We start from the raw sequence: 20,518 nt of genomic DNA, 5'->3' as shown, positions 1-20,518 counted from the left end.
CTACGCCGCTCACCCCGCCTTGTCGGCCCTGACTGCCAGCAAGGCGGTGAACAACCGCTGCTTGTCGGCATCGCTGAGATTAGGCTGACGAATGGCGCTGACAAAAGCGCCGCGAGCCTGTTCCGTCAACGGCCCGGCCTTTAATTGTTGCGCCAGCCGTTGCAGAATGCGGTTGCTCAGCTCGGCAATCTGCGGCCGCACGCTGTCCAGCGGGCGCGGTTGCCAACCGCTTTCCGGCGTTGCCAGCCAGTCTGCGCGATAGCGGTACTGAATCGCCTTGGCGGCGTCCATCTGCGCCACAATAAACGGCCGCACCGAGCGCGGCTCTAACCCTAACCTGCCCGCTTCCGCCTCTGTGCTCGCCAGCACCTTGGCTTCCTGCGCCAAATCCTCGATCGGCAAATGCTGCTGCGCTTTGTAACCGGCGACGTCTTTCATATAGGCCAGACGCTGGTTGACCAATTCGCCAAGCGTCGCCCCCTCGCCTGCCAGCGCCGAAAAACTGGCCAGACAGCAGGCGAACAATAACGCTCTGAACATAACCCTTTCCTTTTTGTTTGCCCAAATAAAGAAAACAGAGTTCATCACAATCGCCGCCGCTCAGGCAACTCTCCCCCGGAAAGAAAAAAGCCCCGCCGAAGCGAGGCTTTGAGCCGAAGAGGCCGGCATTAGTCAAACACGCCGTTAATCACCGAGGCCACAATGGCGGTGCTCAGCGCCACCAGCACCAGATCGTTACCGGCAATGCGCCATTCGTAACCCGGATAGGACGGCAGATCGCGCAGCATTGAAGACGGCACCATTTTCTTGGCGATGCCTGGAGGCAAAGGTTTACCGCGTGCCAGGTTCTTGGCGATGCCCGGCGGCAGAGAACGATACCCGGTCAGGCCGTAATTCAGCGCCAGCGAACGCACCCGGTCGTGAGAGATATTGACCGACACCAGATCGCGTTCGTCACCTTTGGCTTTGTAGCCGTGGTCTTTATTGCCCTTGACGTGGTCGCCGCTATTGCCTTTGCCGCTGTTGCCGTGACCATTACCGCCACCGTTGCCTTGACTATTGCCGTGCCCACCGCCGTTGCCATTGCCATTGCCATTGCCATTGCCGCCTTTATCGGCGAACGCCGGCGCAGAAGACAGACCCAGCGAGACAATCAGCGCCAGTGCCGTGAGAGTAGTACGACTTTTGTTCATGTTATGACTTCCTGCTTGGGGTATTACATTAACTATAGCGTTAATTCCCCCCATAAAGGATAAGGAAAAATCCGAGATAGGGACCATGACAAGGCGGGCGGGCCGGCAAGAGTAAGGAAAGTGATGAAAGATTATTCCTGCGCAAAACTATTCGAAAAAACCGAATTTGGCGACAAGATTTTTCTTGCGGCAAAATAAGTCTTCCAGTACCTTGGAAAGGTAACAAAAAGAGTTAGTCTGCTCTTTTTCGTCGCACCTCAAATCTTATTTTATCGTCCAGAATGATAAACTGAATGCTTCCCGCCTCTCCGTGCGGGATTCTTTTTTCTGCTAAATTTGACGCCTGTCGCACCAACCCGGTGCTTTATGTTGAGATTTGGTAGCCAATACTTTAAATTCAGCGTCTGAGAAACCTTAACCTCCCGCGGTGGCCAGTTGGCAACGGGTGGGCGTTCAGGAGCAAAAGACATGCAAATGACACTCATGGAATACATCACTCAGCACTTTAATGGCGATCTTCACCGCTACGCGCAATCCGAAGGCGTGAGCCGTGAACAAATCATCCATTGGATTGATAATGAATGCCATGTAATCAAAGGACGATTATTTATGCCGGTGAGACATTTACCCGGTGAACAAGCGCAGTGATGACAAAAAAAACCCCGCAAAGCGGGGTTTTCTGTTTCTGATACCACGGAAAATCAGAAGTTATAACCGGCCACGAGGTAATAGGCCCAGCCTGTAGATTTAATTGGCCCCTGCGGCGTACCGATCTCCGAGCCATCTTGCCACTGGCCACCGTTATGGAAGTAACGGGCCACGAACGAGTAGTGCCAGTGATCGTAGTTCAGCGCCAGAATGTGGCTGGAAGCGATCGAGTTGCTGGTGCGAACCTGTTTGCCGGTGCCGTCGGTCCAGTTGCTGTCTTTGCCCAGATCGGAACCGAAGTCAAAGTTGGTGAAACCGATGTAGCTCAGGTTGCCGCCCCACACCTGTGTCAACGGCACAAAATATTTCACCTTGAAGCGATAACCATCCCAGCTGTTCTCATTGGCAGCCTGGTAGTTTTCCCACTGGTATTTGGCATAGATGTTCATCGACAGGCTCATCGGCAGGCCGGTATCGATGTCCGTGCCCAGACCCATGTACCAGGTATTCTGGCGGCCATCGGCGTTGTGGCCCAGATCATAGATGTAGTTGTTGGCGAAGTACCATTCTTTGAACGGCCCAAAGCTCAAATCTGTACCGGTCAGCTTGTCGATGGAGAAGCGCGGCTCGATCTCCATAAACATCGGTGAGCCCTTGTCCCAAACCCCGCGGTCCGGCGTGTTGCCGACACCGAAGAATTTAGGCACGTCGACGTAGCCATAGAAATCGAACCAATCTTTTTTGGCGAAGGCTTCATACTCAAGATACAGATCGTTGTTCAGCTGAGGTCCGAAACGGGTGTGGTAGCTACCCACTACGTTAACGCTCTGGTGCCACCAATCCGAGACGAATTCGCTATCTTTGCTATCAGCCATTGAAGATGCACTGTACGACGCGGCGAGCAATACACCTGCTGCTAGAGCTATTTTTTTCATTTTTATTACCACATGCTTAAAGGGCCATTTCCTGCCCGTTAGAAAAGATGACAATGAGTCTGACGACACCTGGCGTTGCCCCGCTGACAAACTTCTCGGGCGACGCGCGCATTATAGAAATCACTGAGTGTAATAATCTGTGATCCAGTTATGCATTTCGCGAATAGGTAATCGATTGCGTTCACATTTGTCAAATTATGTTTCATGCAAATTCACGATCGATGTGATTTTTGTCATGCTCGGTGATTTATAAAGCAGTTTTTGTGCCAATTGTGCACAACACCCAAAATGAGTGCGGATGACATTTTCAGGCCAAAAAAAAGCCGGCTCAAGATGGCCGGCTGCAGAAAGAGATAAGTGGAAAGCGGGTCTGATGGCCGTTGAAAACTCAACGCACGCCCGGCACCGCTTTGGCAATATTTTCCTGGCGGAAAACCACTTCCTGCCCCGGAGCCACCTCCCACTCTTTAGGGGGAATGTCCATCTTCGGCGCAGCGGCAACCACGGAGCCGAAAATCAACTTGCCTTCCCGACGCAGAATGCTGACATCAAGCTGGTATTCATGACGCAAATTAGCGGTGGTCAGACGCACCGTATCACCGCGCATATAGTTTTCATCGTCAATCACTGGCTGCTGAATGAATTGGATATCGTCTCTCATTTTTATGTTCCTTCAGGCACAATCGATAGTTAAATTCTAGCCCACTATCCCAGGGTCGACTGAAAATTTCCGTTACTTTCCTCGGGTTGCCTGCCAGCAGATCAGCGAGCCGAGCGTGACCATCACCACGCCCTGCCAGAAACTGGCCCTCAGCGAAGTATCGAGCACCAGCGCGGCAAACACCGCCGACAGCACCGGCGTAAAATAGGATACCGTCGCCAGCAGTGTCATGTTGCCGTGCAAAATGCCGACGTTCCACGCCGCGTAACCGGCCCCCATCGCCGCGCCGGCACACAACAACGTCAGGGTCACCGTCCAGGTGAACTGCATGCCGCTTTCGGTGCTGAAGGCATATTTCAGCCACAGCGCCACGGCGGTCAGCGCAATAAACAGCACCACGCCGTTGCTGCCCTGCGCAATTTTTTTGGTCAGGTTGCAATACAGCGCCCAAATCACTGCGCCGCTGAAAGCCAGCGAATAACTCAGCGGGTTACTGCGCACATTCTCCAGCATCTGCGCCGGCGACCATCCGCCCTCGCCGCTCATGATCCAGCCAATGCCGAACAGCGACAACAGCAAGCCGGGCAATAGCCACCATTTGGCTTTTTGCCCGTTAAACACCAGCGCCATCAGCACGGTAAAACAGGGCCAGAGATAGTTGATCATCCCCACTTCTATCGCCTGCAACCGGGTATTGGCATACCCCAGCGACAGCGACAGGCAGATCTCATAGCTGACAAACAGCAGGCTGCCGAGTATCAGATAAAGACGGGGAAAATGGCGCAAATTCGGCAAACGCAGCACCAGCAGCAAAAACGCTGCGCTGACGCTGTAGATCATCGCCGCACCGCCAATCGGCCCCAGCCCTTCGCTGACGCTGCGGATCAGACCAACGACGCTGCTCCACAGCAGGATCGCCAATAAACCGAACAACGTGGCTTTATGCCGGGCGGATAAAGAAAACATGAAGACGATCCAATAGGTTATTTTTTATCGGGATTTTCACTCTACTGCCGGGCGGCAGAAAAAGAAAGGCGGGAAAACCCGCCTGATTTCGTTATTGCTGCGGCTGCCGCTCAAACTGCGGCGGTGGCTGGCGAAAACGCCGGGTGAGGTACACCAGATACGCAAAGCCCAGCGCCGCCCAGATCAGCCCCATGGTCAGCGAACTTTTTTCCAGGTTCAACCACAGCACCGCCACCGTCAACGCGCCAATCAGCGGCAGGATCAGATAGTTGAAACGGTCCTTCCAGCTTTTGTTGCGCCCCTCGCGAATAAAGAAATGGCTGATAACCGACAGATTAACGAAGGTGAAGGCCACCAACGCGCCGAAGTTGATCAGCGCCGTGGCGGTGACCAGATCAAAAGACAGCGCGGACAGTGCCACCAGCCCGACCATCAGCACGTTCAATGCCGGCGTGCGCCATTTCGGGTGGATGTAGCCGAAGAATTTTTCCGGGAACACGTTATCGCGCCCCATCACGTACAGCAGCCGCGAAACGCTGGCGTGCGAGGCCAGGCCGGAAGCCAGCGTGTTGATGAAGGTGGTGCACAGGAAGATGGCTTGAAACAGCTTGCCGCCCACGTACAGCGCGATTTCCGGCAGCGCCGCATCCGGTTGATGAAAACGCTGAATGGAAGGGAAAAACAGCTGGATAAAGAACGACACGCTGATAAAGATCACCCCGCCGTAAAGCGCGGTCAGGAAAATGGCACGCGGGATCACCTTGGCGGCATTGGGCGTTTCTTCACACAGGGTGGTGACCGCGTCAAAACCGAGGAACGAGAAGCACAGAATGGTGGCACCGGTGATAATCGGCAAAAGATGCGCATTCTCGCTGATGAACGGCTGCAAACTCCATACCTTTCCTACCCCTTCGCCGTTGCGCAGGCCGTGCACCACCAGGTAGATAAACACCAGAATAATCGCTACCTGGGCCAGTACGAACAACGTATTGAAGTTGGCCACCAGATTGACGCTTTTCAGGTTAATGGCCGTCATGATAATCACAAATCCCACTACCCAAATCCAGGGAGGGACTTCGGGGAACAGCGCGGTCAGGTAAATCTTCGCCAACAGCGTGTTGATCATCGGCAGGAACAGGTAATCCAACAGCGAGGACCAGCCGACCAGAAAACCGACGTGCGGGTTGATCGCTTTCTGCGCGTAGGTGTAGGCAGAACCGGCGGTCGGAAACTGGCGAACCAGCTTACCGTAGCTGATGGCGGTAAACAGCACCCCGGCCAGCGCAAACAGGTAGGCGGAAGGCACATGGCCGTCGGTGACGCCGGACACGATGCCGAAGGTATCGAACACCGTCATCGGCGTCAGATACGCCAGGCCCATCATCACCACTTGCCACAGTTTAAGGGTCTTGCGCAGCTGCGGCTTGGCCGCCGGGTTACAGTCAGTGGCATTAATCGTCATAGCGCTTCCCCTCGTTGTCCTCTGCCGGTAACCGTTTAACGTCATTCAGAGAGGCCGCGGGGAAACTGCTGCTCGGGCGGTGGGAAAAGCGATAGCTAAGGCCTGCGGATGGCCCGTATTCACTGCGGCACGGACACGCGCCCGCGCTGACTGACGGAAGGGTAATGGCTGTCATGATTATTTCCTCGCCGGCGTCCTGTACGCCCAGATGGAAGAAATGCTGTACCGCTGCGCGCAGCTTCGCAGGCCACAGGATAGCCGGCGGAATGCGCCAGACGCGCGCGGTAAGTTCGGGAGCGGGGTCAGGCGTTTTTCAGCATCCACTCGATTTCGGTTTCGGTGATCAGGCGCTCGAACTGCACCATCTCATCCGTTTTACAGGCCAGATAAACATGGCTGAACCTTTCGCCGAGCAGCGCATTCAGCACCGGTTGATGCTCGAATTCGTACAGCGCATCGCTCTGGCGGATGGGGAACGCCAGCCCTTCCTGCTCCAATCCATTGCCGGTCACCGGCTCTTGCAGCGGCAGCGGCGTTTCCAGCCCGTAAACAATCCCCGCCAGAATGGTCGCCATCACCAGATAAGGGTTGGCATCGGCGCCGGCCACGCGGTACTCCACGCGGTGATTGTCGCGATCGCCGCAGGGGATACGCAGCGCCACGGTGCGGTTGTTATGACCCCAGGAAGCCTGGGTCGGTACGTACATGCCCGGCTGGAAGCGGCGATAGGCGTTAACGTTGGGTGCCAGCAGCGCAATAGAAGAAGGCATCAGGGTGATCATCCCCGCCAGCGCCTGCTTCAGCAGCGCGGAATCTTCGCCGTCGTCATCGGCTAATACGTTGTTGCCCTGCTTGTCGAGCATGCTGATATGCACATGCATGCCGCTGCCGGCGTGTTCTTCATACGGCTTGGCCATAAAGGTAGCGTGCATGTTGTGGTTTTCCGCCACCATGCGGATCAGGCGCTTTAAAGCCAGCGCATGGTCGCAGGCCTGCAGAACGTTGTCGGTATGATGCAGGTTTACCTCAAACTGGCCGGGTGAGGCTTCCGCCACCGCGCCGTCCGCCGGGATGCCTTGCAAGCGTGCCAGCTCGTCGATGTCGCTCAGCACGTCGGCGAAGTGATTAAGGTTGTCGACGGAATACACCTGGCTCTGGGTATTGCGCTCCTGAGTGCCCGGCGCACAGGGCGGCTGAAGATAGCCTTCTGCGTCGCGCTGGCGATCGATGAGATAGAACTCCAACTCTACCGCTACTACGGGGGAAAGCCCGCGCTGACGCAAACGCTGCCACACTCGGTTCAGCACATTACGCGGTTCAACGTCAAAGGGAGTACCATCTTCATCCAGCATGGTGAGCAGTACCTGGCCGATATATTGCGGATCCGCCGCCGACGGCATCAGCGTGCCCGGCACCGGGACACAGATATGATCCGGCTCACCCAGTTCCTGCCCCAGCCCGGCTTCTTCTACTACGTTACCGAGAATATCCATCGCGAACACCGACGCCGGGAAGTAACAGCCCTTCTCCAGCTTGCTCAGGCCACCGACAGGTATGCGTTTGCCGCGGAAGCTGCCGTTGAGATCGGTCAGCAGAACGTCAACGTGCTGAGTCAATGGATAACGTTCCAGGTACTTCTTCACTTCACGCTGGAACGCGCTACTTCGCCTTTCTTCGTTGTGCTGAACAAAGTTTTCCACTTCTACTAAGTTGGTCTGCATGATTCACCCGCCATTTATGTTTTTGTCAGTGATTCTCACACTTATTGCCGTCGATGTTTTTTGACCATCGCGTTCAATATAATGCCCACCAGTGAAACATAGTTGCAACAAAATTGTTTTGCAAGTGTTAATTTGAGTTTGAATATTGCCCATTTGACTGCTAGATTTATAAAATATTGAACGAAAACGGCACTAAAGAAGTTTATCGTTCATAATTTCGAACAACCCAAGGGGATAGCATGGGCAATATATTTAACAGACCAATGGTCGGCGTAGTGATGTGCAGGTATAGGTTAAACGAGCATCTCACTCAGACCTTGCAAGAAAAGTACCTGAATGCAGTAATCACCGCCGGAGGGTTGCCGATCGCCCTGCCGCACGCGCTGGCGGAGCCCACACTGCTGGAGGAATTGCTGCCGCACCTCGATGGCATTTTGCTGCCCGGCAGCCCCAGTAACGTGCAGCCGCACCTTTATGGTGAAAACGGCGATGAGCCTGACGCCGATCCCGGGCGAGATGAATTGAGCCTGGCGCTGATCCGCCATGCGCTCGACAGGCACATTCCCCTTTTCGCCATTTGCCGCGGCATGCAGGAAATGGTGGTTGCCACCCAAGGCACGTTGCATCGTCGTTTGTTTGAGCTGCCCGAACTGCTCGAACACCGTGAAGATCACGAACTGCCGCTGGATCAACAATACGCCCCCGCCCACGAAGTCATCGTTCAGGATGGCGGGCTGCTCTCGCAACTGATACCGGATTGCAACAGGTTCTGGGTCAACTCACTGCATGGGCAAGGCTCAAAAACCCTCGGCCCCAACGTTCGCATCGAGGCCCACGCCGCCGATGGGCTGGTGGAGGCGATCAGCCTGCGTGACCAGCCCTTCGCGCTGGGCGTGCAATGGCATCCGGAATGGAACAGTGAGGAGTACGCCCTGTCGCGCCTGTTGTTTGACGGCTTCATTACCGCGTGCCGGCACTACCAAAAGGAAAAACGCCTATGAGCGATGTCAGCTTGGCACCGGGGAAACGTCTGTCGCAGATCCGCCAACAATTAGGGTTGTCACAGCGCCGCGCCGCCGAACTGTCTGGATTAACCCACAGCGCCATCAGCACTATCGAACAGGACAAAGTCAGCCCGGCCATCAGCACGCTGCAAAAACTGCTGACGGTGTATGGATTGTCGCTATCGGCGTTTTTCGCCGAGCCGGAAAAACCGGACGAGCCGCGGATTGTCATCGATCATGAAGACTTGATCGAGATTGGCAGCCAGGGGGTGTCGATGAAACTGATCCACAACGGCGACCCCAACCGCACGCTGGCGATGATGATCGAAACCTACGAGCCGGGCACCACTACCGGCGAACGCATCAAACATCAGGGGGAAGAAATAGGCACCCTGCTGGAAGGCGAAGTGTTGTTGCAGGTCAACGGGCAGAACTATCACCTGCAGGCCGGCCAGAGCTACGCCATCAACACCGGCATTCCCCACAGTTTCAGCAACACGTCGGCGCGGATTTGCCGGATTATCAGCGCCCATACCCCGACGACATTCTGATCAACGGAGCAAGGCATGGACTTCCATCACCTGCAGTATTGGCAACACCGGGCGCAAGCCCTGAACATTGAGAACCGACTGTTTATTAATGGCCGTTATCAACAGGCCGCTGAAGGCGAAACCTTTACCCTGGAGGATCCTGCCGCGCAGCGCGAATTGACGCAGGTGGCGCGGGCAAGCAGCGCCGATATCGATCTGGCGGTCAGCGCAGCGCGCGAGGTATTTGAGCGCGGCGACTGGTCACGGGCCGCACCGGCGCAACGCAAGGCGACCTTGCTGCAACTGGCGGCATTGATGGAGCAGCACCACGAGGAGCTGGCGCTGCTGGAAACGCTGGATACCGGCAAGCCGATCCTCCACAGCCTGCGCGACGACGTGCCCGGCGCTATCCGCTGTCTGCGCTGGTATGCCGAAGCTGTCGACAAGGTGTACGGCGAAATCGCCCCTACCGGCGGCGATGCACTGGCGTTGATCGAACGCGAGCCGATCGGCGTGGTTGGCGCGATCGTACCCTGGAACTTCCCGCTGCTGCTGGCCTGCTGGAAGCTCGGCCCGGCGTTGGCCACCGGCAACAGCGTGATCCTCAAACCTTCGGAGAAATCCCCGCTGAGCGCGATCTATCTGGGCAAGCTGGCGAAACAGGCCGGGTTGCCGGACGGCGTGCTGAACATCCTCCCCGGCTACGGCCAGGATGCGGGCAAGGCGCTGGCGCTGCATAACGACGTCGACGCGCTCACCTTCACCGGTTCAACCCAGGTCGCCAAACAGCTGATGATCTACGCCGGGCAATCCAATATGAAACGGGTGTGGCTGGAAGCCGGCGGCAAAAGCGCCAATATCATTTTTGCCGACTGCCCGGATCTGGATAAAGCGGCACAGGGCGCGGCAGCGGGTATCTTCTACAACCAGGGGCAAGTGTGTATCGCCGGCACCCGGCTGCTGGTGGAAGAGAGCATTCAGCAGGAATTCTTGCAAGCCTTGCGCAAGCATGCGGCAGCCTTTGTGCCGGGCGATCCGCTCGATCCGACCACGGTGATGGGCACGCTGATCGATCAGGCCCACTGTGAAAAAGTGGCAGGTTATATCGAACAAGGGTTGAGCCAGGGCGCAGCGCTGTTCCTTGACGGTCGCGAGCACCCGCGCAGCGGCCATGCCGGTTATCTCGGCCCAACCATTCTCACCCAGGTGGATAACGCCATGAGCGTGGCGCGCGATGAGATTTTCGGCCCGGTACTGGCGGTGACGTCCTTTAACGGCGAACAGCAGGCATTGCAATTAGCCAACGACAGCGAATACGGCCTGGGAGCCGCCGTCTGGACGCGTGACCTGTCCCGCGCCCACCGCATGGCTCGGCAGTTAAAAGCCGGTTCGGTGTTCGTCAATAACTACAACGACGGAGACATGACCGTGCCGTTCGGCGGCTACAAGCAAAGCGGCAATGGCCGCGACAAATCGCTGCACGCGCTGGATAAATTCACCGAACTGAAAACCACCTGGATTTCGCTGGAATAAGGGCCCCCATCATGACTGAACACGTAAAAAGCTATTATGCGGCTTCGGCCAACAGCCATCAGCCCTACCCGCAACTGAATGAATCTATTGAATGCGACGTTTGTATCGTCGGCGGTGGCTACACAGGTCTGTCTTCTGCGCTGTTCCTGGTAGAGGCAGGCTACAACGTGGTGCTGCTGGAATCCGCCCGCATCGGCTTCGGCGCCAGCGGCCGTAACGGCGGCCAGTTGGTGAATTCCTACAGCCGCGACATTGACGTCATCGAAGAACGCTATGGCGCAGAAAGCGCCCGGATGCTCGGCAGCATGATGTTCGAAGGCGCAGAGATCATTCGCAGCCGTATCAAGCGATACGCCATCGAATGCGACTATCGCCCCGGCGGCATCTTCGCCGCGCTGAACAACCGGCAATATCATGCGCTGATCGAGCAGAAACAAAATTGGGAGCGCTACGGCAATACCCAACTGGAGTTGCTGGACGCAGAGCGGATCCGTGAAGAAGTGAACAGCGAACGCTACGTCGGCGCACTGCTGGATCACAGCGGCGGCCATATTCATCCGCTGAATCTGGCGCTCGGCGAAGCCGAGGCGATTCGCCTGCAGGGCGGGCGCATCTTCGAGCAGTCGGCGGTGACCCATATTCGCCACGGCGAACCGGCGCTGGTCAGCACCGCCGGCGGCCAGGTGAAGGCTCGCTATGTGATTGTGGCCGGTAATGCTTATCTGGGCGACAAGCTGGAACCCCGGTTGGCGAAACGCAGCATGCCGTGCGGCACGCAGGTGGTAGCCACCGAACCGCTGGCACCGGAAGTGGCGCAGTCGCTGATCCCGCAAAATTACTGCGTGGAAGATTGCAACTACCTGCTGGATTATTACCGCATTACCGGCGATAACCGCCTGCTGTACGGCGGCGGCGTGGTGTATGGCGCACGCGATCCGGACGATATCGATAATCTGATCCGTCCAAAACTGTTGAAAACCTTCCCGCAGTTGAAAGGCGTTCGCATCGACTACCGCTGGACCGGCAACTTCCTGCTCACGCTGTCGCGCATGCCGCAATTCGGCCGGCTGGAGAACAATGTGTATTATATGCAGGGCTACAGCGGTCACGGCGTGACCTGTACCCATCTGGCGGGCAAGCTGATTGCCGAGCTGATGCGCGGCGATGCGGAGCGTTTCGATGCCTTTGCCAAGCTGCCGCACCTGCCGTTCTTCGGTGGCCGCAACCTGCAAATTCCGTTCACCGCGATTGGCGCCGCTTACTATACGCTGCGGGATCGGATGGGGGTGTGATGCAAGGGGCCCAGCATGCTGGGCCCTTTATGCCAAGGATCAAACAATTTTCGGTTGACCGTCTGATGCGGTCGCGCCCCCGTCAACCGGGATGTTGGCGCCGTTGATAAAGCTGGCGTCGTCGCTGGCCAGAAACGCCATTACCGCCGCCACTTCTTCCGGCTCTGCCGCACGCCCCAACGCAATGCGCTCGTTGAACTTGTCGCGGATCTCCTGCGGCCAACCATTGGTCATATTGGTTTTCACCAGACTCGGGCACACCGAGTTCACGCGCACGCCGTCACTGCCGTGATCCAGCGCCATGGCGCGCGTCAGGTTGACCACCGCCCCTTTCGCCGCGCAGTAATATGCCGCGCCCCAGTCGCCACCCAGGCCGGATACCGAGGCGGTGTTAACGATACAGCCCTTGGTTTTCAGCAGATAAGGCATGGCGAATTTGGAACAGAACACTACGCCGTCGATATCCACCCCAGCGATGCGCCGCCAGTCGGCCACGCTGGTTTCCAGCACTGTACCCGCCACGTGCACGCCGGCATTGTTCAGCAACACGTCGATGCGGCCCAGTTTTGCCGCCACCTCGTTCATCATTTTTTCAACCGCAACCGGGTCGGAAACGTCGATGTGTACCGCCAGCGCCCTACCTTTCGGCAGCGAGGCGGCAACGGCATCTACCGCGTCCTTCGCCCAGTCCGCCAGCACCACCACGGCGCCCTCGGCGGAAAATCGGCGTGCCGCCGCTTCCCCCATCCCATTGCCTGCGCCGGTGATCACTACCACTTTATTGTCGAAACGCATGAAACCTCCTCCATGTGAATATATTTCTATAAATCATACAAATCCTGCTGAGATCCGAGGATAAAACTCATGGAGGGCAAGGGCCAGTCAAAACGTGCGGTTTATTAACCCAAAAGAGGTATTCATTGTCATTTCAATGCGCTGACCCAACCTTTATCAGAATTAGGCCAAATCATTGATGGATATAATAGAATTTACCTTAGTGACTATTCCGGGATGGGATTATCAGCCTGCTCCCTGCGGCGACAGGCCGGGGATAAACGCAATCCCCTTAAGCAAGGGTCATTGAAAAGCCATCGCCGCCCAGCTCGGCGGCGATGGCTATTTTTTATCGATGGGGATCACCAGCAGATCGACGTTCAGATCGTTGATCGCCTGACGCGCCGAAGACACCAACCGGCTCCAGACATCGTGGTGATGGCCGAAGATAACCAGATCAAAACCCTTGTCCTTCGCCGCCCGGTTCAACTCTTGCGTCAGCTCACCGCGGCTGACGATCACCTCTTCCACCGGGTAAGACGATTGGCCGCGGATCGCATTGAGCATGTTCTTGACCCGCTCCGAGAAAGTGCGGTCAGTGTAGTTGTATTCACCCACCCCAAGCTCGGCGTAATAACCGGTGCGGTGGATATCGATATAGATCAGAGACAGTTTGGCGTTGAGCGCGGCGGCCAGCCTGGCGCCCTTGCCCAGCAGGAACTCGGCGTCTTCGCTGAGATCCGTGGCGACAACGATATGTTGATAAGCCATGATGGCAGCCCTCCGCATAGAGCTGGTGAACAGGATGGCGCTCCCTGCCCGGCTTCCCGCATGTTTCTTATGCAGTTTAAGTTTAGTTCAGCGTTGGCATGATCGCCTGTCGCGACATCGTTCCATTTATGGAACGATGCATTCCGCCTTTACCCTCTAGTACAATTCAGCCGTGCACCTAAACTAAGGGCAAGTGATGAGGTTCATCCTGGGTTATTCGCCATTAATTGTTATCTCACGATCCGACTACAGGGGAAAAAACCATGAGCGCCCCAGCAAACTTCAACGGTCAGCGTCCTGTTATTGATGCCAATGATGCCGTAATGCTGTTGATTGACCACCAGAGCGGCCTGTTCCAGACCGTCGCCGATATGCCAATGACCGAGCTACGCGCCCGCGCCGGCGCATTGGCCAGCATCGCCACGCTGAGCAACCTGCCGGTGATCACTACCGCCTCGGTGCCACAGGGCCCCAACGGCCCGCTGATCCCGGAAATCCACCAGAACGCACCGCATGCGCAGTACGTCGCCCGCCGAGGGGAAATCAACGCCTGGGACAACCCGGACTTCGTGGCGGCGGTGAAGGCCACCGGCCGCAAAACCCTGATCGTCGCCGGCACCATCACCAGCGTATGCATGGCCTTCCCGTCCATCAGCGCGGTGGCCGAAGGCTATAAGGTGTTCGCGGTGATCGACGCCTCCGGCACCTATTCGAAAATGGCACAGGAAATCACCCTGGCGCGCGTCGTGCAGGCGGGCGTTGTGCCGATCGACACAGCCGGCGTGGCCTCCGAGCTGCAGGGTAGCTGGAACCGCGAAGACGCGCAGCAATGGGCGGAAGTCTATACCAAAATCTTCCCGGCCTATCAGTTGCTGATCGAAAGCTATCTCAAAGCCCAGGACGTGGTGACCCACCATGAACAGCTGGACTCCCAGCGCTGATCCGCAGGCATAAAAAAGCCCCGGCACAGAGCCGGGGCTATCAAATATGTGCCGGTTACTTTCCCGACCGTCATGTTATGGCGTAAGCGTCCATCGAACACTCCAACGTTACGCAGCCTAAGCACAACCTTTTCACAACAGAAAAAAAGACTGAGACGCCGCTTTATTATTTATGCGTCAATCTGTTTTGCTGTTGCCAATAATAAATTATTGGAACGTCATCGAGGAATCGAACCCCAGTCCGCCAGTAAATAAATTCACCGCCGCTCTTCCTGCTGAGCTAATGACGTATTCATTAATACTCCGGGCGAACCCGGAGTTTATTCAGATAACGCTTTTATTTCTCATCCGCTCCGGCTTAAGCCATCATCGCTATCGCAAGAAATAAAACATTACCTAAAAATTATAAAACCACTACGTTGCCTGCTGAAGGGCCTTTTGCACCACTTTCGATGGTGAACTCAACGCGCTGGCCTTCATCAAGAGTTTTGAAATCATTGCTCTGAATGGCAGAGAAGTGCACGAACACGTCTTTGCTGCCGTCTGCCGGAGAGATGAAACCAAAACCTTTACCTGCATCAAACCATTTTACCAAACCAGTCATTTTAGTAGACATAGATATTTCCTTTATATTTTGAGACGCCATACGGCGATAGAGGTCTGTTTTTGTTGGAAACTTATTGGGCACTAGAGAAGGTAATTCGCGGGAGAAGAGGTATCTATGGGATATCACTAATACTGAGAACTGCTTTACTAAAACTGCTTTCATAAGGTCTGTACTACAAACCGATGACGCTATTTACACACAGCCAGATTATTTAAGCAAGGAATATTTATAATTATATTTATACACCCTATGAATTTATTACGTTCAACACGATGAAAACTCGCCGCTGAGAAAGGCAGCATAAAGCCGGAGGAAAAATTTTCCGCTCCGCGCGGATATCAGGATGGATTATGGTCGCGATTCATTATAAAACAGCTGACATGTTCCTTTCTGATTGGCTACAGCATGATGATCGATATGTCCGCGGTAATCGCCGTTTTCACCCTGTATGTGGTCGGCGTAGTGGTGCCTGGCCCCAACTTTGTCGCCGTAGCGCATAAAGCCGTCTCTGCGCGCCGGGCGGAAGCCTTCGCTTTGGTAGCCGGCATCGTGCTGGTCAATCTGTTCTGGGCCAGCGGCGCGATTCTCGGCATCGGCCTGGTTTTTGCCCTGTTCCCCTGGCTGGCAATGGCGGTCAAAATCGCCGGTGCCGGCTATCTTATTTGGTTTGGCTGCCGCCTGTTCGCCAAGGCTAAACCTGTCTCGGGTTTGATAAGCGCCAGCGCCCGTGAAAAAAGCGGATCACGTGTCGCTTTTGTGCAGGGTATCGCAACCAATATTGCCAATCCTAAATCTGTCGCCTTCTACGCGGCGGTATTCTCGTCAGCGGCACCGGCGCATGTCTCAGTGGCGACCTTCGTCGCCATGCTGGCGGAAGTGGCGATGATTGCCGGTTGTTGGTACGGGCTGGTCGTCCTGGTGCTGTCGCACGCCCCGATTGCCAGCGCCTATCGCCGCAGCAAAGCCCATATCGATCGGGTTTGCGGCGCGTTGATCGTCGGGCTGGGAATACGGCAGTTACTGCGTTGACGATGGACGATATACCCAATTTATCAGGCTGTTTACCAGGGAAAACCATGAAAATAACCGACCTTCCCTTCGGTATCACGGACTGGCAAGACATCGCCGCAACAGAGCACCCAGGCATTACCGGCGTGGCCTATTGGCGAACTCGCCGGTTCGGCGACCTGCGCGTCAGAATGGTTGAGTACACGGCCGACGCTTTATTCTGCTGCCGGGCATGAGCTACCAGGTGGCGGACGACGCCGAACCGCACCGCTCGTCAACGCAAGGCGGTGCGCAGTTGTTTATCGTCGATTAATGCCTGCGCCAGCTTCCAAGGGCTGTAGTCATGTCATATCAACTGTATTTATGCGCCGGGCCAGCCATCGCTCCCGCCCATCTTCACAAGGCTTGCCCCCGCCTGGCTACTTCTGCCTAATGCAATCACGGCCCGTTTTTCACGAGGCGTACCAACGGGAAAATCCGTTTTGGTTTAAATAACTGCACTCCGGCAGTGCTCCCTCAGTTTTTATCTACGGCTTGAACATAGCGCTCAGATGACCCTTTTTGCCACCGTTGCTTTGATTTTTTACTGATATAAAGGTGAAGGACTGTCAGATGCGCACCGTTAACACCCCCGTCTAATCGTCATGTTTTAGTAACAAACCTTAATTAATCAATAAGTTCTCGACATCGGCGCATCACAGTTGATAGGATCGTTATTGTAAAGTACCAATATAGTTACCTAAGTGGTTGTCACGGGATGGTTATGATTTACAAAAAGACAGTGGCTCTGGTAGCCTTTGCTATCAGTCTGACGGGGTGTCAACCGACGCCACCCAGCTATGTGTCAAACGCTAACGCGCTGCTTGAAAAGCAAATTACCCGAATCGCCGGTGAAGACACCCACTGCAAGTACACCAGTAAAAACGGTTTCTGGTTTTCCGCTTGCTCTTCACCCGATACGCACGCTTCCCCTGTGTTCGCGCTGTTCGAACCAGAAGGCGTGATGCAGGCCAGTGATAACCTGGCGATTTTTGTTACGCCGGTCAATGATGATGCGCGTTATTTCACCCAACAACCGGGGTTCACCATCCCGGTAACCACTCGGAAAATCCCGGTCAATGCCGATGCAGTGATCAACTCACTGGCCCCAGCGACGCGCTAGTTTTTCTAGCCCAGCCAGGAGGAGTAGAGTAGGTACTCCTCAATACGGCAAAAGCTTAACCGATAATCGCGATGCCCAACCGTTCCATGATCTGGAACGCCTGATAACTGTCCAGTTTTACCCCCTGCAAATCGACGCCGCGCACGTCCAGCTCACCCAATTCAGAATTGGTCAGGTCGCAATGGGTAAAGTTGGCGGCACGCCAGTCGAATGAAGAAAATTCGCCGCCTGAGAGATCGGAGCCGCTAAAGGTCGCGCCGAGGATCTGCGCCCCATTCCAGCGGTTTTCCCACAGCTCGCACTTCTCCAATACCACGTTCGAAAAATTGGCGTAGCTGAGGTTGGTTTTGGTGATGTAAGCGCTGCAGAACCAGGTACGCGTGGTGATCATGTTCATAAAACTGGCACCGCGAAAGTCGGCGCCCTGTGCACGGCACTCGAGAATTTCAATGCCCAGCGCATTGGCATTTCTGAAATCCGCCATCGATAAATCGCAGTTTTTGAAGCTGGCGTCTTTCAACAATGCGCGGCTGAAATTGCCGCCTTGCTGGCTCTCGCGATCATAAAACTGACAGCCGATGAACTCGGTGCCGGTCAGATCCGCACCCGAGAAATCACAGTTGCGGAAGGTGCCGTTTTCAATCTTCTCACCGGTAAACCGGTTACGGCCAATTTTTTCACCATCCAAAGCCAACGTCATTGCAACCACCCTGTTTATTTATACAGTCAATGACGCATTATAAGCCGATCCGTACGGCCGGGAAAACCGCTTTGGCCTATTTTCTCCGTCGGAAGGCACAAAAAAAACCGCATGCGGCATGAGGGAATTTATGCCTGTTTGACCTTGATGCGGTTCATGTTCATGCCGGCGGTCTGAGCTTGTAATGCACCCTGTGCAATCAAGGCGTACAGACGGAAATTCAAAAAGGTATCCCCCACCGGATAAGGTGAATTCACCATCGCCTCGCCCACCACCCGCGACCCCTGGGTGTAATCGCCAGGGCAGGCGTCAAGCAGTTGACGGTCATGAAAATCCTGCGCCTGGCCGCGAACCGCGTTTTCCGCAAAGATCCGAACCGGGGCATTCTCCAACAACAGACGATGCCAGTCGGTAGTGAGCGCGGTTTTGTCTGCCGACGTCAGTTCACTCCGCCGGATCCACAAGGGTTCCAGCATTTCCGCCGCACACCAGTGGGTGCTCGGCCGCCCGGTGTGTTCGGTTACGTTGACGACAAAGATCGGGCGTTCGCCAAGCAGCGGCAGCAATGCACGCAGCATCAGCTGTTCATCGGCGTTATCGCCGACCCACAGGGTCACTTGCCCGGTAACGGCGGCAAGTTGCGCTTTTAACGCCGTCATCCCCGCCTGACTCTCTTCGGAGGTATCCCACTCAGGCGCGTGAACGGATCGGTATAAATCGTGCAACCAGCGGGTTCTGGCCTGCAACGCGCCATCGTCGTCGAGCGCATACAGCGGCCCGAATGACAGGCGGTCGGGAAAATCCAGCACGTCTTCCCCCGGGTAAGCCAACCGCACACAGCTGCCCGACAGGGTGATATGCACATCCTTCATCAACGCTCTCCTCACGCTCTTTCTTAAGATAATCCTGAGGTCGATTTTACAACTTTTCCCGTTTTGCTCTATGACAAACAATCCGAATCTGCCGGACAAAAAGCAAAAAACCGCCCAGAGGGGGCGGTTGATGATCGGCAGCAGGAGCTTACTTCAAGGCTTCCTGTATGGCGTCGGCCATGGGGCCAATGTGCTTTTCGGCGGCTTTCAGTTGAAAATCCACGCCGTTACCGTCGTTGGTATCGGACAAAGTGGCCTTGATCAGCTCCAGCGCCGCCTGCACTGCCACTAGCCTTTTATGCTGTTCGTCCGTGACGGGTTTGGAGCTCATCGTCGCCGGGTAGTATTGCTCTAACATCGTTCTCTCCTTGTGATTGGGCCAACCCCTACCCTATCAGCCTTTCCCCCCTTTCTCTAATGAGGCAGATCACTGTATCGCCCCCCTGGCGCCTGGGTGGCGAAAAAGTGAACTGAAATGGGCCAAACCGACGTTTTCAGCAGGTAGTCTATCTGCAATTCCAATAATCATGTCGCCGGGCCCCGCCTCGCTTTTGGGGCTTTAGCGAAACTCGACCCAGCTGGCGCCGGCATCGGCGGAGCGTACGCAGTTTTCGACCCAACGCACGCCCATCGCCCCGGCATGCACGTCGGGGTACCAGAAATCGGCCAGGAAAGCCTCGTCCCGCCGGTCGGTGGCGTCCATCGCCAGTGCAAAACGTCGGTACAGATTTGACCAGGCTTCAAACAGCCCCTCGGGATGACCGCCGCCAATCCTGTCGTCCGCCAACGCGGCGTGATCCAGGTAAGGCATGCCGCGCTCCAGAATGCGCACCGGCTCGCCCTGCACTTCAAAACGCAATTGGTTAGGCTGTTCGTCCCACCATTCCAGGCTGGCCTTCTCGCCGACGATGCGCACCTTCTGGCCGTGCATCGAGCCGCTGTTGACCGCCGAACACCACATTGAACCTACCGCGCCGTTGTCGTACTCCATCAACACGTAGGCATTGTCTTCCAGCGGCGCACGGGTTTTGACAAAGCTCTGGCGGCTGCACATCAGGCGTTTGATCTTCAATTGCGGCACCATGGTTTCCGCCAGGAACAGCGGATGCGTGGCCAGATCGCCCAGCACATAGCTCGGGCCGACAAAACGCGGGTCTACCCGCCAGCGCGTGCTGGGGTTCTCTTGCTCTACCGGCGCGGCGTGGAACCCGTGGGAGAATTGCATGTTGATGATACGGATCTCGCCCAGTAGGCCGTCGGCGATCATCTGGCGGGCCTGCAAAATCAACTGGTGGCCGGAATAACCGTAGGTGACGCCGATAATTTTTTGCCGTTTTTCGCTCAGCTCGACCAGCGTTTGCGCCTCTTCGGCGGTAAAGCACAACGGTTTTTCGCACACTACGTGCAGACCCGCTTCCAACGCCGCCTGGCAAATAGCAAAGTGGGTGTTGTTTGGCGTGGCGATGGAAACCGCCTCGATACCGTCCGATCTCGCGGCTTCTTCCCGAAACAGCGTGCCGTAATCCGGGTAACAGCGGTCCGCTGCCACTCCCAGGCTTTGCCCAAAACTGCGCCCGCGCGACGCGTCGATATCGAACGCGCCGGCCAACAGAGTGAAGGTGCCGTCGCGCAGTGCCGCAGAACGGTGGATATAACCGATTTGGCTGGTGCCGCCGCCGCCGACCATACCCCAGCGCAGGGATCGTTCCAGAGGTTTAATGCCGTTGATCATCACGTT

22 protein-coding genes, 1 tRNA gene and 1 pseudogene are annotated in these 20,518 nt (G+C 56.0%); 9 read left to right on the top strand and 15 right to left on the bottom strand.

The features are described from left to right. Positions 1 to 9 precede the first annotated feature (9 nt). Positions 10 to 540 carry a chorismate mutase gene (locus ACTJJ1_RS04110; protein ID WP_004943394.1) on the bottom strand — a complete coding sequence of 177 codons (531 nt, stop codon included), beginning with the start codon at positions 538 to 540 and terminating at the stop codon, positions 10 to 12. 128 nt (positions 541 to 668) lie between these two features. Beyond that, positions 669 to 1,193: an anti-virulence regulator CigR family protein gene (locus ACTJJ1_RS04105; RefSeq protein WP_440832492.1), complete on the bottom strand. Its 525-nt coding sequence runs from the start codon at positions 1,191 to 1,193 to the stop codon at positions 669 to 671. 468 nt (positions 1,194 to 1,661) lie between these two features. Between ACTJJ1_RS04105 and ACTJJ1_RS04100 the strand changes: the two genes are divergently transcribed. Continuing rightward, on the top strand, positions 1,662 to 1,841 hold the full coding sequence (locus tag ACTJJ1_RS04100; protein WP_006324851.1) for a hypothetical protein: 180 nt from the start codon (positions 1,662 to 1,664) through the stop codon (positions 1,839 to 1,841). A 53-nt stretch (positions 1,842 to 1,894) separates the two neighbouring features. On the opposite strand, the gene ACTJJ1_RS04095 is transcribed toward ACTJJ1_RS04100, so the two are convergent. From ACTJJ1_RS04095 to ACTJJ1_RS04075, 5 genes are all read right to left on the bottom strand, one after another. Further along, the gene (locus tag ACTJJ1_RS04095; protein ID WP_004943389.1) at positions 1,895 to 2,776 is read right to left on the bottom strand and encodes a nucleoside-specific channel-forming protein Tsx; all 882 of its coding nucleotides are present in this window, start codon (positions 2,774 to 2,776) and stop codon (positions 1,895 to 1,897) included. 388 nt (positions 2,777 to 3,164) lie between these two features. After that, positions 3,165 to 3,437, bottom strand: a complete 273-nt coding sequence (locus ACTJJ1_RS04090; RefSeq protein ID WP_440832489.1) for a hypothetical protein — start codon at positions 3,435 to 3,437, stop codon at positions 3,165 to 3,167. Between the two features lie 72 nt (positions 3,438 to 3,509). After that, entirely contained in the window at positions 3,510 to 4,403 is an 894-nt protein-coding gene (yddG, locus tag ACTJJ1_RS04085) for an aromatic amino acid DMT transporter YddG (RefSeq protein WP_440832487.1), read from the bottom strand. Positions 4,404 to 4,494: 91 nt separating this feature from the next. Next, positions 4,495 to 5,865: an APC family permease gene (locus ACTJJ1_RS04080; RefSeq protein ID WP_004943379.1), complete on the bottom strand. Its 1,371-nt coding sequence runs from the start codon at positions 5,863 to 5,865 to the stop codon at positions 4,495 to 4,497. A 302-nt stretch (positions 5,866 to 6,167) separates the two neighbouring features. Beyond that, a complete protein-coding gene (locus ACTJJ1_RS04075) occupies positions 6,168 to 7,586 on the bottom strand; it encodes a glutamine synthetase family protein (protein WP_004943376.1) in 1,419 nt (472 codons plus the stop codon). Positions 7,587 to 7,825: 239 nt separating this feature from the next. On the opposite strand from ACTJJ1_RS04075, the gene puuD reads away from it, so the two are divergent. Genes puuD through ACTJJ1_RS04055 form a run of 4 tightly spaced genes read left to right on the top strand, consistent with a single transcriptional unit; the run spans position 7,826 to position 11,945 of the window. Further along, positions 7,826 to 8,587 carry a gamma-glutamyl-gamma-aminobutyrate hydrolase gene (gene puuD / locus ACTJJ1_RS04070; protein ID WP_004943373.1) on the top strand — a complete coding sequence of 254 codons (762 nt, stop codon included), beginning with the start codon at positions 7,826 to 7,828 and terminating at the stop codon, positions 8,585 to 8,587. Then, on the top strand, positions 8,584 to 9,141 hold the full coding sequence (puuR, locus tag ACTJJ1_RS04065; RefSeq protein WP_004943370.1) for an HTH-type transcriptional regulator PuuR: 558 nt from the start codon (positions 8,584 to 8,586) through the stop codon (positions 9,139 to 9,141). Before puuD ends, puuR begins: the two co-directional genes overlap by 4 nt. A 15-nt stretch (positions 9,142 to 9,156) precedes the next feature. Continuing rightward, entirely contained in the window at positions 9,157 to 10,653 is a 1,497-nt protein-coding gene (gene puuC / locus ACTJJ1_RS04060) for an aldehyde dehydrogenase PuuC (RefSeq protein ID WP_004943368.1), read from the top strand. 11 nt (positions 10,654 to 10,664) lie between these two features. Next, positions 10,665 to 11,945 (top strand): NAD(P)/FAD-dependent oxidoreductase, encoded by a 1,281-nt coding sequence (locus ACTJJ1_RS04055; RefSeq protein WP_004943366.1) that lies wholly within the window; start codon positions 10,665 to 10,667, stop codon positions 11,943 to 11,945. A 39-nt stretch (positions 11,946 to 11,984) separates the two neighbouring features. Here the strand turns inward: ACTJJ1_RS04055 and ACTJJ1_RS04050 are convergent, their stop codons facing one another. Together ACTJJ1_RS04050 and ACTJJ1_RS04045 are read right to left on the bottom strand one after the other, a co-directional pair. Continuing rightward, complete coding sequence (locus tag ACTJJ1_RS04050; RefSeq protein ID WP_440832483.1) at positions 11,985 to 12,740, bottom strand: SDR family NAD(P)-dependent oxidoreductase; 756 nt, start codon at positions 12,738 to 12,740, stop codon at positions 11,985 to 11,987. Positions 12,741 to 13,061: 321 nt separating this feature from the next. Further along, positions 13,062 to 13,490 carry a universal stress protein gene (locus tag ACTJJ1_RS04045; protein WP_004943361.1) on the bottom strand — a complete coding sequence of 143 codons (429 nt, stop codon included), beginning with the start codon at positions 13,488 to 13,490 and terminating at the stop codon, positions 13,062 to 13,064. A 263-nt stretch (positions 13,491 to 13,753) separates the two neighbouring features. On the opposite strand from ACTJJ1_RS04045, the gene ACTJJ1_RS04040 reads away from it, so the two are divergent. Beyond that, positions 13,754 to 14,431, top strand: coding sequence for a hydrolase (locus ACTJJ1_RS04040; protein WP_004943358.1), 678 nt, complete (start codon positions 13,754 to 13,756; stop codon positions 14,429 to 14,431). Positions 14,432 to 14,642: 211 nt separating this feature from the next. Here ACTJJ1_RS04040 and ACTJJ1_RS04035 read toward each other — a convergent pair. Together ACTJJ1_RS04035 and cspE are read right to left on the bottom strand one after the other, a co-directional pair. Beyond that, positions 14,643 to 14,721 (bottom strand) — tRNA-OTHER (locus ACTJJ1_RS04035). 113 nt (positions 14,722 to 14,834) lie between these two features. Beyond that, entirely contained in the window at positions 14,835 to 15,047 is a 213-nt protein-coding gene (cspE, locus tag ACTJJ1_RS04030; RefSeq protein WP_004943356.1) for a transcription antiterminator/RNA stability regulator CspE, read from the bottom strand. 399 nt (positions 15,048 to 15,446) lie between these two features. Here cspE and ACTJJ1_RS04025 point away from each other — a divergent pair, with 399 nt between their 5' ends. The 3 genes and pseudogenes from ACTJJ1_RS04025 (at position 15,447) to ACTJJ1_RS04015 (ending at position 17,208) form a co-directional block, all read left to right on the top strand. Further along, positions 15,447 to 16,067 carry a LysE family translocator gene (locus ACTJJ1_RS04025; RefSeq protein WP_041417334.1) on the top strand — a complete coding sequence of 207 codons (621 nt, stop codon included), beginning with the start codon at positions 15,447 to 15,449 and terminating at the stop codon, positions 16,065 to 16,067. Between the two features lie 47 nt (positions 16,068 to 16,114). Beyond that, positions 16,115 to 16,359: pseudogene (locus ACTJJ1_RS04020) on the top strand (DHCW motif cupin fold protein). Positions 16,360 to 16,809: 450 nt separating this feature from the next. Next, positions 16,810 to 17,208: a hypothetical protein gene (locus ACTJJ1_RS04015; protein ID WP_440832479.1), complete on the top strand. Its 399-nt coding sequence runs from the start codon at positions 16,810 to 16,812 to the stop codon at positions 17,206 to 17,208. Positions 17,209 to 17,263: 55 nt separating this feature from the next. On the opposite strand, the gene ACTJJ1_RS04010 is transcribed toward ACTJJ1_RS04015, so the two are convergent. The 4 genes from ACTJJ1_RS04010 to ACTJJ1_RS03995 form a co-directional block, all read right to left on the bottom strand. Beyond that, positions 17,264 to 17,908 (bottom strand): Qnr family pentapeptide repeat protein, encoded by a 645-nt coding sequence (locus ACTJJ1_RS04010; protein ID WP_004943345.1) that lies wholly within the window; start codon positions 17,906 to 17,908, stop codon positions 17,264 to 17,266. A gap of 128 nt (positions 17,909 to 18,036) precedes the next feature. Beyond that, positions 18,037 to 18,780: a DUF3658 domain-containing protein gene (locus tag ACTJJ1_RS04005; RefSeq protein ID WP_440832477.1), complete on the bottom strand. Its 744-nt coding sequence runs from the start codon at positions 18,778 to 18,780 to the stop codon at positions 18,037 to 18,039. 148 nt (positions 18,781 to 18,928) lie between these two features. Beyond that, positions 18,929 to 19,138 (bottom strand): hypothetical protein, encoded by a 210-nt coding sequence (locus tag ACTJJ1_RS04000; RefSeq protein WP_004943339.1) that lies wholly within the window; start codon positions 19,136 to 19,138, stop codon positions 18,929 to 18,931. A 201-nt stretch (positions 19,139 to 19,339) separates the two neighbouring features. After that, complete coding sequence (locus ACTJJ1_RS03995; protein WP_421416510.1) at positions 19,340 to 20,512, bottom strand: Gfo/Idh/MocA family protein; 1,173 nt, start codon at positions 20,510 to 20,512, stop codon at positions 19,340 to 19,342. Positions 20,513 to 20,518 lie beyond the last annotated feature (6 nt).

This window comes from Serratia sp. 22264, assembly GCF_052045345.1.
GTDB classification, from domain to species: domain Bacteria; phylum Pseudomonadota; class Gammaproteobacteria; order Enterobacterales; family Enterobacteriaceae; genus Serratia; species Serratia plymuthica.
This window is presented reverse-complemented; position numbering and strand designations above follow the sequence as displayed.

Coding starts and splice junctions, on each gene's coding strand:
- ACTJJ1_RS04110 (WP_004943394.1), bottom strand. CDS start 540: ATGTTCAGAGCGTTATTGTTCGCCTGCTGTCTGGCCAGTTTTTCGGCG.
- ACTJJ1_RS04105 (WP_440832492.1), bottom strand. CDS start 1,193: ATGAACAAAAGTCGTACTACTCTCACGGCACTGGCGCTGATTGTCTCG.
- ACTJJ1_RS04100 (WP_006324851.1), top strand. CDS start 1,662: ATGCAAATGACACTCATGGAATACATCACTCAGCACTTTAATGGCGAT.
- ACTJJ1_RS04095 (WP_004943389.1), bottom strand. CDS start 2,776: ATGAAAAAAATAGCTCTAGCAGCAGGTGTATTGCTCGCCGCGTCGTAC.
- ACTJJ1_RS04090 (WP_440832489.1), bottom strand. CDS start 3,437: ATGAGAGACGATATCCAATTCATTCAGCAGCCAGTGATTGACGATGAA.
- yddG (WP_440832487.1), bottom strand. CDS start 4,403: ATGTTTTCTTTATCCGCCCGGCATAAAGCCACGTTGTTCGGTTTATTG.
- ACTJJ1_RS04080 (WP_004943379.1), bottom strand. CDS start 5,865: ATGACGATTAATGCCACTGACTGTAACCCGGCGGCCAAGCCGCAGCTG.
- ACTJJ1_RS04075 (WP_004943376.1), bottom strand. CDS start 7,586: ATGCAGACCAACTTAGTAGAAGTGGAAAACTTTGTTCAGCACAACGAA.
- puuD (WP_004943373.1), top strand. CDS start 7,826: ATGGGCAATATATTTAACAGACCAATGGTCGGCGTAGTGATGTGCAGG.
- puuR (WP_004943370.1), top strand. CDS start 8,584: ATGAGCGATGTCAGCTTGGCACCGGGGAAACGTCTGTCGCAGATCCGC.
- puuC (WP_004943368.1), top strand. CDS start 9,157: ATGGACTTCCATCACCTGCAGTATTGGCAACACCGGGCGCAAGCCCTG.
- ACTJJ1_RS04055 (WP_004943366.1), top strand. CDS start 10,665: ATGACTGAACACGTAAAAAGCTATTATGCGGCTTCGGCCAACAGCCAT.
- ACTJJ1_RS04050 (WP_440832483.1), bottom strand. CDS start 12,740: ATGCGTTTCGACAATAAAGTGGTAGTGATCACCGGCGCAGGCAATGGG.
- ACTJJ1_RS04045 (WP_004943361.1), bottom strand. CDS start 13,490: ATGGCTTATCAACATATCGTTGTCGCCACGGATCTCAGCGAAGACGCC.
- ACTJJ1_RS04040 (WP_004943358.1), top strand. CDS start 13,754: ATGAGCGCCCCAGCAAACTTCAACGGTCAGCGTCCTGTTATTGATGCC.
- cspE (WP_004943356.1), bottom strand. CDS start 15,047: ATGTCTACTAAAATGACTGGTTTGGTAAAATGGTTTGATGCAGGTAAA.
- ACTJJ1_RS04025 (WP_041417334.1), top strand. CDS start 15,447: ATGATCGATATGTCCGCGGTAATCGCCGTTTTCACCCTGTATGTGGTC.
- ACTJJ1_RS04015 (WP_440832479.1), top strand. CDS start 16,810: ATGATTTACAAAAAGACAGTGGCTCTGGTAGCCTTTGCTATCAGTCTG.
- ACTJJ1_RS04010 (WP_004943345.1), bottom strand. CDS start 17,908: ATGACGTTGGCTTTGGATGGTGAAAAAATTGGCCGTAACCGGTTTACC.
- ACTJJ1_RS04005 (WP_440832477.1), bottom strand. CDS start 18,780: ATGAAGGATGTGCATATCACCCTGTCGGGCAGCTGTGTGCGGTTGGCT.
- ACTJJ1_RS04000 (WP_004943339.1), bottom strand. CDS start 19,138: ATGTTAGAGCAATACTACCCGGCGACGATGAGCTCCAAACCCGTCACG.
- ACTJJ1_RS03995 (WP_421416510.1), bottom strand. CDS start 20,512: ATGATCAACGGCATTAAACCTCTGGAACGATCCCTGCGCTGGGGTATG.